Raw genomic sequence first — 14118 nt, 5'->3', positions numbered from 1 at the left:
TCTGCGGCAGTCATTCGACGGCGGACGCTTCAATCTTGTCCAGGTGCGGCGCCTTGCTATTGCAACGACGCTGGTCCTGACGCTGGGCTACTTCTTGCACCTCACGACGAGTTACAAGGTCAGCCAAGCTGATACCGCTTAGAAATTCGTGAATCTGCAGGCTGAGGTCGCACCACAAGTGGTGGGTCAGGCAAGTATCGCCGCCATGGCAATCGCCAAGGCCCTGGCATTTGGTCGCATCGACCGATTCGTTCACCGCATCGATCACCTGGGCGACCTGGATGCCCTGCATGTCCCGCGACAGCTGGTAGCCGCCGCCTGGGCCGCGAACGCTGGAAACCAGGTTGCTACGGCGCAGCTTGGCGAACAGCTGTTCAAGGTAGGACAGGGAAATGCCCTGGCGCTCGGAGATATCGGCCAGGGACACCGGCCCGTGCTGCGCATGCAATGCCAGATCCAGCATTGCGGTCACGGCGTATCGGCCTTTTGTAGTCAGTCGCATGGACAATTACCACGGAGTTCGGAATGGGGGCGAGTATGCAATTCCCGAGTATTTAAGTCAAGTATAAGACCTAGTGCTTTACTCAGGTTTACCCGCGAAAGAGCGCGCGCATGATAGCAAAGGCTGGTCGGCGGCGACCAGCGATACCGCGTTATCGTTTATCGCGAGCAAGCTCGCTCCCACAGGGATCTGTGGTGTACACGAATTGTGCACCCACCAAAACCCCCTGTGTGCGAGCTTGCTCGCGATGAGGCCTGCCGGGTTTAGCTGGCCTGGCTCTGATCCTTGTCCTTCACACACGCGAAATCTTCCTCGCGCAGCTCAGGCAGGTCCTTGGCACAGTAATTACTGCCCAGATCCTTCAGGGCCCCGCACATCCCCTCCAGGCGCCCATCGACGGCCTGCAAGTGATCGAGCAACTGGTTGATGGCCCGGGCGACCGGGTCGGGCATGTCTTCGCCGACACCATAGGCATCGAAGCCGATCTTCTCGGCCATGGCCTTGCGCCGGGCGTCCTGCTCGTCGTCAGACTTGACGATGATCCGCCCTGGAATGCCCACCACGGTCGCGCCAGGCGGCACGGCCTTGGTTACGACCGCATTGGAGCCGACTTTCGCCCCCGCCCCCACCGTGAACGGCCCGAGCACCTTGGCGCCGGCACCGACTACCACGCCGTCTTCCAGGGTCGGGTGGCGCTTGCCTTTGTTCCAGCTGGTGCCACCGAGGGTCACGCCCTGGTACAGGGTCACGTCGTCGCCGATCTCGGCGGTTTCGCCGATGACGATGCCCATGCCGTGGTCGATGAAGAACCGACGGCCGACCTTGGCGCCCGGATGGATCTCGATCCCGGTCAACCAACGCCCGAAGTTCGAGACCAGCCGCGCCAGCCATTTCCAACCCATGTTCCACAAGGCACCGGACAGGCGGTGGATCCAGATCGCGTGCATCCCCGGGTAGCAGGTCAGCACTTCAAAGGCATTGCGCGCCGCCGGGTCACGATGGAAAACACTTTGGATATCTTCACGCAAACGTTCGAACATTTTATTTCTTCCGCTTAATCAGCTCGCCACGGGCCGCCTTCTGGGTTTCCGTGAGGATGCCGCGCAATATATTCATCTCCGCCCGGCTGACCGAGCTTCGTCCGTACAACCGACGCAGGCGCGCCATCAAGTGTCGCGGCTTTTCCGGGTCGAGGAACTCGATGTCCACCAAGGTCTGCTCCAGGTGCTCATAGAATCGTTCCAACTCATCCATGGTCGCCAGTGTCTCACTGCGCGGCGACGTGACCTCGGTTTTTTCGACCTTGCTGGGCTTGCCTTCGGCTGCCAGCCAAGCCATGCGCACTTCATAGCTCAACACCTGCACCGCCGCCCCCAGGTTCAAGGAACTGAACTCGGGGTCGGAAGGGATATGCACGTGAAAGTGACATCGCTGCAGCTCGTCGTTGGTCAGGCCGGAGTCTTCACGACCGAACACCAGGGCGATCTCAAAGCCTTGGGCGGCCTCCTCGACCACTTTGGTGCCGCATTCGCGGGGGTCGAGCAGCGGCCAGGGGATACGGCGGTCGCGGGCGCTGGTGCCGAGCACCAGGTTGCAACCCACCAGGGCATCCTCAAGAGTGGCGACGACTTGAGCGTTGGCCAGGATGTCACCGGCACCGGAAGCCCGGGCGTCAGCCTCGTGATGGGGAAACAGACGCGGTTCGACCAGCACCAGGCGCGACAGGCCCATGTTCTTCATGGCCCGCGCAGCTCCGCCGATGTTACCCGGATGGCTGGTATTGACCAGGACGACACGAATGTTCTGCAACAAGGGGGGCGCTCTCGAACACGATAAAGGGAGCAAATCTTACAGAAGCACCTACCGTTAAGCTATGAAAGCGAACACCAACCTTCTCCTCGGAAAACTTTCTGATAGAATGCGCGGCTTTCTTTAACAACCTTAGGTGACACATCCATGCAGCCCATGCTGAATATCGCGCTGCGCGCCGCCCGCAGCGCCAGTGAACTGATCTTCCGCTCCATCGAGCGCCTGGATACCATCAAGGTCGATGAAAAAGACGCCAAGGACTACGTGTCCGAGGTCGATCGCGCCGCCGAGCAAAAGATCGTCGACGCCCTGCGCAAGGCTTATCCAAACCACTCCATCCTCGGTGAAGAGACCGGCATGCACGCCGGTACTGGCATCGAAGGCGAAGAGTACCTGTGGATCATCGATCCGCTGGATGGCACCACCAACTTCCTGCGCGGCATTCCTCATTTCGCTGTCAGCATCGCCTGCAAATACCGTGGCCGCCTGGAACACGCCGTTGTGCTGGACCCGGTTCGCCAGGAAGAATTCACCGCCAGCCGTGGCCGTGGCGCCCAACTGAACGGTCGTCGCCTGCGCGTCAGCGGCCGCACCAGCCTGGACGGCGCCCTGCTGGGTACCGGCTTCCCGTTCCGTGATGACCAGATGGACAACCTGGACAACTACCTGGGCATGTTCCGCGCCCTGGTCGGCCAGACCGCCGGCATCCGCCGCGCCGGCGCTGCGAGCCTGGACCTGGCTTATGTAGCCGCTGGCCGTTTCGATGCGTTCTGGGAATCGGGCCTGTCCGAATGGGACATGGCTGCTGGCGCCCTGCTGATCCAGGAAGCCGGTGGCTTGGTGAGCGACTTCACCGGCGGCCACGACTTCCTTGAAAAAGGCCACATCGTTGCCGGCAACACCAAATGCTTCAAGGCTGTGCTGACTGCTATCCAGCCGCACTTGCCGGCTTCGTTGAAGCGCTAAGCCGCTCGGCTACAGAAAAAGCACCCTTCGGGGTGCTTTTTTTATGCCTGCCCCACACCACTCAGCCCAGATGAATACCCCGTGGCGAGGGAGCTTGCTCCCGCTGGGCTGCGCAGCAGACCCAAGATCTTGCGGTCGCTGCGCAACCGAGCGGGAGCAAGCTCCCTCGCCACAATGGATGACACCCTGAACATTGATGGAAGCTGACCCACCGCTATCGCGAGCAATCTCCCACAGGGGATTTGGGGTGGGGCTTAAAATGCGGGCGAAAAAAAAGCACCCCGAAGGGTGCTTTTTCATAGCGACTGGATCACTGAGCCGGTTCGTTCTGCCCCAGGATCAGTTGGCCTTCCTTGTTCACCGGGATCTGGTTGCCCGGGTCGCGATCCATGCGGACCTTGCCTTCTTTGCCGTCGAGCATGTAGCGAACGTCGTAGCCTACAACCTTGTCGCTGATGTCATTGACCGTGTTGCAGCGCGTCTGGGTGGTGGTGTAGGTGTCGCGCTCCTGCATGCCTTCCTGAATCTTGTTACCGGCATAACCACCACCGGCCGCACCCGCCACGGTGGCGATTTTCTTGCCGGTGCCGCCGCCGATCTGGTTACCCAGCAAGCCACCGGCTACGGCGCCCAACACGGTGCCGGCGATCTGGTGCTGGTCCTGGACTGGCTTCTGCCGAGTCACGGTGACGTCCTTGCACACTTCACGCGGGGTCTTGATTTGGGTCTTGACCGGCTCCACGGCCAATACTTGCGCATACTCAGGGCCACTTTTTACCAAGCTGTAGGTGGCGACCGCACCACCGGCTGTTACACCGACAGCACCCAATACCGCACCAACCAGCATCGATTTGTTCACTTGAACCTCCTGACCATCACAAGCGGATTAATCCGCGCTTCTCCCAGCCTTGGAGCACAAAAAAAGGCGCGAGTTCAACTCGCGCCTTTTCAGCCGTGACGGGCGGAGCGACGAGCCTTATGGGCGGTCGTCCACTTCCGTTTCGGTGGCCGCTGGAGGAATCAGGTCCTCGGTGCTCAGGTTCAGCCAGATCAGCACCACGTTAGCGATGTAGATCGAAGAGTAAGTACCCGCCAGCACGCCGATGAACAGCGCGATGGAGAAACCGAACAGGTTGTCGCCACCAAAGATCAGCAGCGCCGCGATCGCCAGCAAGGTGGAGATCGACGTCGCCATGGTCCGCAGCAGGGTCTGGGTGGTCGAGATGTTGATGTTCTCGATCAGCGAGGCCTTGCGCAGCACACGGAAGTTCTCCCGCACCCGGTCGAACACCACGATGGTGTCGTTGAGCGAGTAACCGATGATCGCCAGCACCGCCGCCAACACCGTCAGGTCGAAGGTGATCTGGAAGAACGACAGGATGCCCACGGTCACGATCACGTCGTGGATCAGCGAGACAATCGCACCCACCGCGAACTTCCACTGAAAGCGGAAGGCCAGGTAGATCAGGATGCCGCCCAGCGCCATCAGCATGCCGAGGCCGCCCTGGTCGCGCAGCTCTTCACCCACTTGCGGGCCGACGAACTCGACGCGCTTGACCTGGGCCGGGTTATCGCCGCCGGCCTTCTGCAAGGCCTCGGCCACCTGGTGACCCAGTTGCGGGTCTTCACCCGGCATGCGCACCAACAGGTCCGTCGTCGCACCGAAGCTCTGCACGATGGCATCGCTGTAGCCCGACGTCGCCAGTTGCTCACGCACCTTGGTGACGTCGGCCGGACGCTCGTAGGTCAGCTCGATGAGCGTACCGCCGGTGAAGTCCAGGCCGTAGTTCAGCCCCTTGGTGGCCCAGCTGAACAACGCCAGTACGGTAAGGAACAATGTGACGCCGAACGCAACGTTGCGAACGCCCATGAAGTTGATTGTACGTAACATGGCAGCCCCTTAAATCCACAACTTCTTGAAGTCACGACCGCCAAAGATCAGGTTGACCATTGCGCGGGTCACCATGATGGCCGTGAACATCGAGGTAAAGATCCCGAGGGACATGGTCACTGCGAAGCCCTTGACCGGGCCGGTGCCCATGGCGAAGAGAATCCCGCCCACCAGCAACGTGGTCAGGTTGGCGTCGAGGATCGCGGTGAATGCCCGGCCGAAGCCTTCGTTGATTGCCCGCTGGATCGACATGCCCGCGGCGATTTCTTCACGTATCCGCGAGAAGATCAGCACGTTGGCGTCCACCGCCATACCCATGGTCAAGACGATACCGGCGATACCCGGCAGGGTCAGCGTAGCCCCCAGCAGCGACATCAGGGCCAGCAGCATCACCATGTTCACCGCCAGCGCGACGGTGGCGATGATGCCGAAGAAGCGGTAGATGGCGATGATGAACAGCGACACGAACAGCATGCCCCACAGGGATGCATCGATACCCTTGGTGATGTTGTCGGCACCCAGGCTCGGGCCAATGGTGCGCTCTTCAGCGAAGTACATCGGCGCGGCCAGGCCACCGGCACGCAGCAGCAGGGCCAGTTCCGAGGACTCACCCTGGCCGTTGAGACCGGTGATGCGGAACTGGCTGCCCAGTGGCGACTGGATGGTCGCCAGGCTGATGATCTTTTTCTCTTCCTTGAAGGTCTGGACCGGTACGTCTTTCTCGACACCATTGACCACTTGCTTGGTGTAAGTGGTGGTCGGCTTCTGCTCGATGAAGATCACCGCCATGCTGCGACCGACGTTGCTGCGCGTGGCGCGGCTCATCAGTTCGCCGCCGTGGCCGTCGAGGCGAATGTTCACCTGCGGACGACCCTGCTCGTCGAAGCCCGCCTGGGCGTCGGTCACCTGGTCACCGGTGATGATCAGGCCACGCTCGATCTGCGCCGCCGGACGACCGCCTTCACGGAACTCGAAACTCTCGGAAGTGGCCTTGGAAGCACCCGGCTCAGCGGCCAGGCGGAATTCCAGGTTGGCGGTCTTGCCGAGGATACGCTTGGCTTCGGCGGTGTCCTGCACGCCCGGCAGCTCAACCACGATGCGGTTGGCGCCCTGGCGCTGCACGATCGGCTCGGCCACACCCAGCTCGTTGACGCGGTTACGCACCGTGGTCAAGTTCTGCTTGATGGAGTATTCGCGGATTTCCGCCAGCTTGGCCGGGGTCATCGCCAGACGCAGCACCGCCTGACCATTGAGGTCGGCCGGCACAATGTCGAAATCGTTGAAGTTCTTGCGGATCAGCGCACGGGCCTGCTCGCGGGTATCTTCATCGCTGAAGCCCAGCTGAATGGCACCGTCGAGTTGCGGCAGGCTGCGATAACGCACGCGCTCTTTACGCAGCAAGCTCTTGACGTCGCCTTCGTAGACTTTCATCCGCGCGTCGAGGGCTTTTTCCATGTCCACTTCCAGCAGGAAGTGCACACCACCGGACAAGTCCAGGCCCAGCTTCATCGGGTGCGCGCCGAGCTTGCGCAGCCATTGCGGGGTGGTCTGGGCCAGGTTCAGGGCCACGACGTAATCGTCACCCAACGCCTTGCGCACCACGTCTTTGGCTGGCAGTTGGTCTTCTGCCTTGACCAGGCGCAACAGGCCGCCCTTGCCGTTTTCGGCGATGGACGCAGCCTTGACCTCGATATTGGCCGCCTTGAGCGCAGCGCTCGCACGGTCCAGATCGGCCTGGGTGACCTGCAGCGCAGTGCTTGCGCCACTGACCTGAATGGCCGGGTCATCCGGGTAGAGATTGGGAGCGGAATAAATCAGACCGACCGCCAGCACCGCCAGGATCAGTAAATATTTCCACAGAGGGTATTTGTTCAGCATCACGCCGCCCGCTTATGACGCGGGGCGCCTTGCGCGCCCCGTCGATTGAATAGAAGTTGTTACTTAGATCGCTTTCAGCGTGCCTTTTGGCAGCGTGGCCGCGATGGCGCCCTTCTGGAACTTCATTTCAACAGTGTCGGACACTTCCAGTACCACGAAGTCATCGGCCACTTTGGTGATCTTGCCCGCGATGCCGCCGGTGGTGACCACTTCATCGCCCTTCTGCAAGCTGCTGAGCAGGTTCTTCTGCTCTTTGGCGCGCTTGGCCTGTGGACGCCAGATCATCAGGTAGAAGATGACCAGGAAGCCGACCAGGAAAATCCACTCGAAACCGCCACCCATAGGGCCGGCAGCAGCAGGTGCAGCGGCATCAGCCATGGCGTTAGAGATAAAAAAGCTCATTTAGCACTCCAGTTGCAAGTATTGAATCTAGGGATCGGAAAACTCAGTCCAAAGGCGGAACAGGCAACCCGCGCTTGGCATAGAAGGCCTCGACAAAGGCGGCCAATGTACCCTGTTGGATAGCCTCGCGCAAACCAGCCATAAGCACCTGATAATGGCGCAAATTGTGGATGGTATTGAGCATACTGCCGAGCATTTCGCCGCACTTGTCCAAATGATGCAGATAAGCGCGGGAGAAGTTCTGGCAGGTGTAGCAATCGCACGTCGGATCCAGCGGCGAATCATCATGGCGATGGAACGCGTTACGGATCTTCAGCACGCCCGTGTCGATGAACAGATGCCCATTGCGGGCATTACGGGTTGGCATCACGCAATCGAACATGTCCACCCCGCGGCGCACACCCTCAACCAGATCTTCCGGTTTGCCAACGCCCATAAGGTAACGAGGTTTGTCAGCGGGCATTTCGCCCGGCAGGTAATCGAGCACCTTGATCATCTCGTGCTTCGGCTCACCCACCGACAAGCCGCCAATCGCCAGGCCGTCGAAGCCGATCTTGTCCAGGCCTTCCAGCGAGCGCATGCGCAGGTCGCGGTGCATGCCGCCCTGGACGATACCGAACAACGCCGCGGTGTTTTCGCCATGGGCATTCTTCGAACGCTGGGCCCAGCGCAACGACAGCTCCATGGACACCCGCGCCACGTCTTCATCGGCCGGGTACGGCGTGCATTCGTCGAAGATCATCACGATGTCCGAGCCCAGGTCGCGCTGCACCTGCATCGACTCTTCCGGGCCCATGAACACCTTGGAACCGTCCACCGGCGAGGCGAAGGTCACGCCCTCCTCCTTGATCTTGCGCATCGCACCGAGGCTGAACACCTGGAAACCACCGGAGTCGGTCAGGATCGGGCCTTTCCACTGCATGAAATCGTGCAGGTCGCCATGGGCCTTGATCACTTCCATGCCCGGGCGCAGCCACAGGTGGAAGGTATTACCGAGGATGATCTCTGCGCCAATGGCCTCGATGTCACGCGGCAGCATGCCCTTGACCGTGCCGTAGGTGCCCACCGGCATGAACGCCGGGGTTTCCACGGTACCGCGGGGGAAGGTCAGACGACCGCGACGAGCCTTGCCATCGGTGGCGAGCAACTCGAAGGACATGCGACAGGTGCGACTCATACTGTTTCCTCGGGTCCGCGTGGCGCGGGGTTACGGGTGATGAACATCGCATCACCGTAGCTGAAAAAGCGGTATCCATGCTCGACGGCGGCCTTGTAGGCGGCCATGGCTTCGGGATAACCGGCGAACGCCGAAACCAGCATCAACAGCGTGGATTCGGGCAAATGAAAGTTGGTGACCAGGGCATCGACCACATGGAATGGCCGGCCCGGGTAGATGAAGATGTCGGTGTCGCCACTGAACGGCTTGAGCACGCCATCGCGGGCGGCGCTTTCCAGGGACCGCACGCTGGTGGTCCCCACCGCCACCACCCGACCGCCGCGAGCGCGACAGGCCGCCACGGCATCGACCACTTCCTGGCTCACTTCGAGCCATTCGTTGTGCATGTGGTGGTCTTCGATACGCTCGACCCGCACCGGCTGGAACGTCCCGGCGCCAACGTGCAACGTCACGAACGCGGTCTCCACGCCCTTGGCGGCAATCGCCTCCAGCAACGGCTGATCAAAATGCAGCCCCGCCGTCGGCGCCGCCACCGCCCCCAAGCGCTCGGCGTACACGGTCTGATAACGCTCGCGGTCCGAACCTTCGTCCGGGCGGTCTATATAAGGAGGCAAAGGCATGTGCCCGACACGGTCGAGCAGCGGCAACACCTCTTCGGCAAACTCCAGCTCGAACAACGCATCATGCCGCGCCACCATCACCGCCTCGCCACCGCCGTCGATCAAAATCGACGAACCCGGCTTGGGCGATTTGCTGGAGCGCACATGGGCCAGCACACGATGACTGTCCAGCACCCGCTCCACCAGAATCTCCAGCTTGCCGCCGGAGGCCTTCTGGCCAAACAACCGCGCCGGAATCACCCGGGTATTGTTGAACACCATCAAATCGCCCGGGCGCAAATGCTCAAGCAAATCAGTGAATTGACGGTGAGCCATGGCACCGCTGACCCCATCCAGGGTCAACAGTCGACTGGCGCGACGCTCGGCCAGAGGGTGGCGAGCGATCAGCGAATCCGGGAGTTCGAAGGTAAAGTCAGCAACACGCATGATGGGGTTCGTCTAGCAGGGCCGGAAAGTCTAGCGGAAATATCAAAAATTCACCATGAAACGTGATTGACCAACGGTAGGCACCTCTCTATACTTCGCCGCCATTGAGCCCTGATGGCGGAATTGGTAGACGCGGCGGATTCAAAATCCGTTTTCGAAAGGAGTGGGAGTTCGAGTCTCCCTCGGGGCACCATCTTAAAGAAAGACCTTGAAATTCAAGGTCTTTTTTTTCGTCTGCAGGAAAGTCACCCGATCCATTTGTGGCGAGGGGATTTATCCCCGCTGGGTCGCGAAGCGGCCCCAACGACCAACCCTCTGGCAAGGAAAATCTGTGGCTAGCAAGAACCTGTGGCGAGGGAGCTTGCTCCCGCTTGAGCGCAAAGCGCTCACAAAAATGCCCCTACCTCCGCCGATGCTCCGCCTTGCAACGCCCAGTTGACCCACCGCCCCTCCTCACCCGCTGACAAAGGATTCACCCCATGGAATTGCTGCTGGAAACGGTCGCTCTTTACTCGCTGAAGCTGGCTTATGAGACGGAGGGGCATAGTCCGATTTTGCGGGATGATCCGTTGATGGGCGGGTGTGATCGGGAGGTGTTTGGGTTGTTGGTGCGCAGAGAAGACATCCAAACTATCCAGGCGAAAGTGCAGCACTGTCTGGACTTGGCGCTGGAGGCAATTGGGGGAAGCAATACGATTCTGGGGCGGGAACTGAGTCGCTTGGCGACGGATTTCGGCGCTGCTCAGGCAATGGAGCAGCTTGACGCTCCCCTCATAGCACTTAGGGATTATCTAAAAGATATCCAATGAGGGAAGGCCCATGGCGCTTCATGAGAGGCCGTTGTTTCCAATAACCTCCCAGGCCTCAGCCAAACACAGGATTTCTGATCGTTAGGGCACGTAAAGAGTCCATCCCCAGTTACAAACCACTTACCGTAATGCAGAAAAGCAACTGAACATCGGCCATCGCGGGCGTGGATTCGTATTCCTTTTGCGAAATACAAATAGTGTCCCTAGCCAAACGATACGCTTCCGACGGAGCGAGCTTTGAAGTATCGACACCCTGATGCAGGGGCGAATGCCCTAACCTGCGGTCCGGGTAGCGCAGCCAACCTTCCCACCCCAACAGCGATGCTCCCGCTGACTCTAGAAGCTCCAATGCTTTCATCGCATGCATGTAGGTAAGAACCAGTTCGTTCTGAGATGCGGATAGCTGTTGCAAATCTGTCAGTGTCATCTGAAATCCTTAGAGGCAAGGAAACGGGGAAAGGAACAGCCTCACTTTCGGGCGGTGACGATAATGAGTCTGATCCTGTCGGCCCGCATGAACGAGCATGATCCGTATACCTATCTGAAAGGTGCGTTGACACGGCGCCGACACAGCGGGCGAGTAAAGCTCGAAAAGCTGCTGCCGCATCAATGGCAACCAATTTAGTTGCTCAAGATGGGATGCCCCGGCGCTTACGTAGCATCACTTTGAACACTGTCGTCAGCGGACACTTGCGCTCAACAGGCTTATAAGGATGGAGTGCTCGTGCTCCCCGGAATAAGCATCAAGAAAAACCATATCCTGACTAGTACCCTGGCTAGAAACACCCAAGACGAACTCTCGCCCCGTAGATACCGCGAGCCTCCGCGCAAAAGGAATCAAGCGGTTCGCCTGCTCGATGCCATAGCTCTTAATGGGAAGGTTCAATCCAATAGACCAATCGGGCGAGCCATACTCAGATACGCTCTCATCGCGTTCGTGTTTTTGGTTCACAAGGAATGCACCCAGCTCGGACCATTCGCAAACGAGACCATTGAACGCAGCCACAAGCTCTGCTTCGACAGAGTCGTTGTCGCTGCCATCTACATATAGATAAAGCATCTGTCCTGAGGCTCCGAGGGATAGCAATGCAACTATGATAGCGCTGGCACGCCAATTGTGAGCGGATTCCCATTACCGTGCTTGTATAGGGGATCGGGTAGATGACTTCGCCGGACGCTTACCTCTTTTCTAGCAAACCAAGGAACGACTACAGAATTGAAGGATTCAAATTGATGTCAATTTCGATAGGGGATTTTTTCTACCCTTACGTAAAATTTCTCCACGGCGCTGCCTACAACCTACACCAGATCCTTGAAGGCCTTGGCGTCGTATCATCGACCTTCACCGGGCGTAACGACGCCGGGCAAATCATCGGAACTTACTGGTCGCCCGATGAAGCCATGGTGATCACGCTGGGCTATCTGATGATGCTGTCACTGCTGCTGATTCCCTTGCTGGCAGCAACGGCCTTTACCGTGAGCAAGAAGCGAGGCGTGTTCATCTTCTTCGCGCTCCTGTTCCTACCCGGTGTGTTGAACTGCCTGGGCCTTTTCCCCGCCATCAATTACCTGCCCATCCGCTACACCATCAATGGCGTTGGAAAGCTGGGCAGCGAAGTCGGGCTGATTCCCCTGTTGATGCTTTGCGCCCTCACCGGATGGGCTGTCATGGTCCTTATTTATGACAACCTCAACCTCACCGAACGCTTCCGACAGCTATACGATCACTTCTGGTTTCCGCTGGCACTGGTCGCAGCGGTGTTCTTCGTGGCGGACAACGGCGCCAATGAAGACGCCACACTGCTGAAGGAAGCGACAGCGAGCATCCAGGACGCCAGCGCATTCCTGTTGGGCCAGATCAGGCGCTACGATGATTACTGTAAGGCCAATGGCCTGGGTAACCTGAAGTCGTGCCAGTGGAGCAGCGATTCACAGTGGACCTTTACTCACATCAAAGAAGGTGAAGCCAGCTACTTCATAGGTTACGCACCGGACGACTCCAAAGGGTTCTACGCCGCGACTAGAAGAACCCTAAGCGATGAGGACGTGATCGCCATTCGTAAAGAGATCAACGACTACAACCAACGGTTGTGCCCCGTGAAGCACTTTTCCAATGGTATGGCGCGCTCATCGCCCCTCTCCAGCACCTGCGAATTCGTTCCCCGTGGCTACTGCTCGGTCAATCCTGATGGTCCGCCGGGACTCGTAGACAAAAATATCAGCAGCCACACCGTAGCCTTGGCCAGCGAATGCATCATTCCCTGGCTCGCCGGTGCCAAGCCTTCCTTGAAGCAGTTGTCGGCGCTAGTCAGCCAACATGACAAAGCCAAGAATCAGCGTTGGCTGTATTTCCTTGCTGTCGCTGTGGCGGTCGGAGCAAAAGTGGCGTTGGCGACTACCAAGCTGTATTTGATTGATGCACGGTCTGTGGCTGATAGGCGGCGCGTTTTTGGGGCTGCACGGTATCGGCTGGGCCAGTGCCTCCGTGTACTGAAGCGTCTGCTGGTCGGTTCTGGTCAATTTGCATGTATCGCTGTACCCCGTATATTCAAGTTGCTTAAACGGGGAATAGGACGGGGGAACTAATATCCTACCGCTAGGCATACCGAGCGCCGAGCGTCTACGCCGGTCCAATCGAGGAAACAAAGGCGATGGACCAGCCATAGGACATAAATCCGTCTCGCTTCTCTAAACTTAAAATATCAAACAATCAAATCAACTCCATCAAACCATGTAAGCAAAGCCACTATAAATCTCAAATCACACTCCAATCCCGATCTTTACTCCACTGCTTTCGAACATCAGAAAAAGATGTGAAAGTTTTTGAAGTGGCTGACACCTTCTTCATTTTTAACTCACCATTACTTGGACTACTAGTCCAATAACCGCCTTTCAAAATCTCGTTAGAAACCACACTCAGATCACCAACACCTTTGACGAGCCTAACCTCTCCCCTATACGGACTACGGAGTTCAAATATGTATGTCAATCTAACCAAACCAGTCCTAGGATTACTGAGTATGGCCTCAACTTCAGAGCTTCCACTCTGGACCTCCGAGAAACTCTGAAGAGAAAGCGTAAGATAGGTTTGCTTTATTACAAATACCATCTTTATCGGTGGAATTGACTCACCTGGAACAGCTTGATAATTTGAAACAAGCTCCCCAATCCAAACACCCTCGAGTACAGGACGACCTACCACTTCTGGCAAAATTGAAAATTTCCAACCCCACTTGCAAAATATGAAAAACATCCCACTGGTCAACGCAAACGAGCTTGAGACCATCGAAAACAATCGTCGCCAACTTAATAAATTTTCAAAAAAGGCAAATTGGATCACTAGCCAAGAAGAAAATATGGCCACTGTAGACCAAAATAGGATTTTAACAAGAAGCCCGAACTCTTTGGATGTTAACGTTAGATTTTCCAAACACCCACCTCCCCGCATTCAAATACGCTCACTACACCTTGGGAGTTAACAACAGCACAGCAAAATACGCAAGGTAATCTAGATATAGCCTGCGCAGTAAAATATCTAGAGCCTACAGGCATTGAACCTTTCGCTGGAGAAAAAATAAGCTCAGAGGAAGGACTTAAAAACTGGCACATATGGGATAATGATTGACACTCCAAATCAA

At 57.9% G+C, this 14118-nt stretch carries 15 protein-coding genes, 1 tRNA gene and 1 pseudogene; 5 read left to right on the top strand and 12 right to left on the bottom strand.

Annotated elements, in window-relative coordinates; genetic code table 11:
• Positions 1–10: 10 nt before the first annotated feature.
• The 3 genes from iscR to trmJ all read right to left on the bottom strand — a co-directional run bounded on the left by iscR (position 11) and on the right by trmJ (position 2314).
• A complete protein-coding gene (iscR, locus tag BLO97_RS26700; RefSeq protein WP_003185160.1) occupies positions 11–502 on the bottom strand; it encodes a Fe-S cluster assembly transcriptional regulator IscR in 492 nt (163 codons plus the stop codon).
• A 263-nt stretch (positions 503–765) separates the two neighbouring features.
• Entirely contained in the window at positions 766–1542 is a 777-nt protein-coding gene (gene cysE, locus BLO97_RS26695; protein ID WP_072346750.1) for a serine O-acetyltransferase, read from the bottom strand.
• Position 1543: 1 nt separating this feature from the next.
• A complete protein-coding gene (trmJ, locus tag BLO97_RS26690) occupies positions 1544–2314 on the bottom strand; it encodes a tRNA (cytosine(32)/uridine(32)-2'-O)-methyltransferase TrmJ (RefSeq protein WP_038856918.1) in 771 nt (256 codons plus the stop codon).
• Between the two features lie 144 nt (positions 2315–2458).
• On the opposite strand from trmJ, the gene suhB reads away from it, so the two are divergent.
• Positions 2459–3277 (top strand): type III secretion system regulator SuhB, encoded by an 819-nt coding sequence (suhB, locus tag BLO97_RS26685; protein ID WP_003185165.1) that lies wholly within the window; start codon positions 2459–2461, stop codon positions 3275–3277.
• Positions 3278–3587: 310 nt separating this feature from the next.
• On the opposite strand, the gene BLO97_RS26680 is transcribed toward suhB, so the two are convergent.
• The 6 genes from BLO97_RS26680 to queA form a co-directional block, all read right to left on the bottom strand.
• Entirely contained in the window at positions 3588–4136 is a 549-nt protein-coding gene (locus tag BLO97_RS26680) for a glycine zipper 2TM domain-containing protein (RefSeq protein WP_003197986.1), read from the bottom strand.
• A 117-nt stretch (positions 4137–4253) separates the two neighbouring features.
• Positions 4254–5168 carry a protein translocase subunit SecF gene (gene secF / locus BLO97_RS26675; protein WP_092143843.1) on the bottom strand — a complete coding sequence of 305 codons (915 nt, stop codon included), beginning with the start codon at positions 5166–5168 and terminating at the stop codon, positions 4254–4256.
• A gap of 9 nt (positions 5169–5177) precedes the next feature.
• The gene (gene secD, locus BLO97_RS26670) at positions 5178–7046 is read right to left on the bottom strand and encodes a protein translocase subunit SecD (protein ID WP_092143840.1); all 1869 of its coding nucleotides are present in this window, start codon (positions 7044–7046) and stop codon (positions 5178–5180) included.
• A 63-nt stretch (positions 7047–7109) separates the two neighbouring features.
• The gene (gene yajC / locus BLO97_RS26665; protein WP_007916913.1) at positions 7110–7448 is read right to left on the bottom strand and encodes a preprotein translocase subunit YajC; all 339 of its coding nucleotides are present in this window, start codon (positions 7446–7448) and stop codon (positions 7110–7112) included.
• Between the two features lie 43 nt (positions 7449–7491).
• A complete protein-coding gene (tgt, locus tag BLO97_RS26660; RefSeq protein ID WP_161951757.1) occupies positions 7492–8607 on the bottom strand; it encodes a tRNA guanosine(34) transglycosylase Tgt in 1116 nt (371 codons plus the stop codon).
• Between the two features lie 14 nt (positions 8608–8621).
• Positions 8622–9671: a tRNA preQ1(34) S-adenosylmethionine ribosyltransferase-isomerase QueA gene (queA, locus tag BLO97_RS26655; RefSeq protein ID WP_025211994.1), complete on the bottom strand. Its 1050-nt coding sequence runs from the start codon at positions 9669–9671 to the stop codon at positions 8622–8624.
• Positions 9672–9779: 108 nt separating this feature from the next.
• Between queA and BLO97_RS26650 the strand changes: the two genes are divergently transcribed.
• Together BLO97_RS26650 and BLO97_RS26645 are read left to right on the top strand one after the other, a co-directional pair.
• Positions 9780–9864, top strand: a tRNA-Leu gene (locus BLO97_RS26650).
• Positions 9865–10150: 286 nt separating this feature from the next.
• The gene (locus BLO97_RS26645) at positions 10151–10480 is read left to right on the top strand and encodes a hypothetical protein (protein ID WP_092349014.1); all 330 of its coding nucleotides are present in this window, start codon (positions 10151–10153) and stop codon (positions 10478–10480) included.
• Between the two features lie 109 nt (positions 10481–10589).
• Here the strand turns inward: BLO97_RS26645 and BLO97_RS26640 are convergent, their stop codons facing one another.
• Positions 10590–10907 carry a hypothetical protein gene (locus BLO97_RS26640; protein WP_092349011.1) on the bottom strand — a complete coding sequence of 106 codons (318 nt, stop codon included), beginning with the start codon at positions 10905–10907 and terminating at the stop codon, positions 10590–10592.
• A gap of 48 nt (positions 10908–10955) precedes the next feature.
• On the opposite strand from BLO97_RS26640, the pseudogene BLO97_RS26635 reads away from it, so the two are divergent.
• Positions 10956–11105, top strand: a pseudogene (locus BLO97_RS26635) (transposase domain-containing protein); the annotation flags it as partial.
• 54 nt (positions 11106–11159) lie between these two features.
• On the opposite strand, the gene BLO97_RS26630 reads toward BLO97_RS26635, so the two are convergent.
• Positions 11160–11540 carry a hypothetical protein gene (locus BLO97_RS26630; RefSeq protein WP_092349005.1) on the bottom strand — a complete coding sequence of 127 codons (381 nt, stop codon included), beginning with the start codon at positions 11538–11540 and terminating at the stop codon, positions 11160–11162.
• 101 nt (positions 11541–11641) lie between these two features.
• Here BLO97_RS26630 and BLO97_RS26625 point away from each other — a divergent pair, with 101 nt between their 5' ends.
• Positions 11642–13066 carry a hypothetical protein gene (locus tag BLO97_RS26625; RefSeq protein WP_175489867.1) on the top strand — a complete coding sequence of 475 codons (1425 nt, stop codon included), beginning with the start codon at positions 11642–11644 and terminating at the stop codon, positions 13064–13066.
• 169 nt (positions 13067–13235) lie between these two features.
• Here the strand turns inward: BLO97_RS26625 and BLO97_RS31370 are convergent, their stop codons facing one another.
• Entirely contained in the window at positions 13236–13910 is a 675-nt protein-coding gene (locus tag BLO97_RS31370) for a hypothetical protein (RefSeq protein WP_139197733.1), read from the bottom strand.
• Positions 13911–14118 lie beyond the last annotated feature (208 nt).

The organism is Pseudomonas sp. NFACC05-1 (genome assembly GCF_900100135.1).
Taxonomy (GTDB): Bacteria; Pseudomonadota; Gammaproteobacteria; order Pseudomonadales; family Pseudomonadaceae; genus Aquipseudomonas; species Aquipseudomonas fluorescens_Q.
Note: the sequence above shows the minus strand (reverse complement) of the source record. Positions and strands in the feature narration are given on the sequence as shown.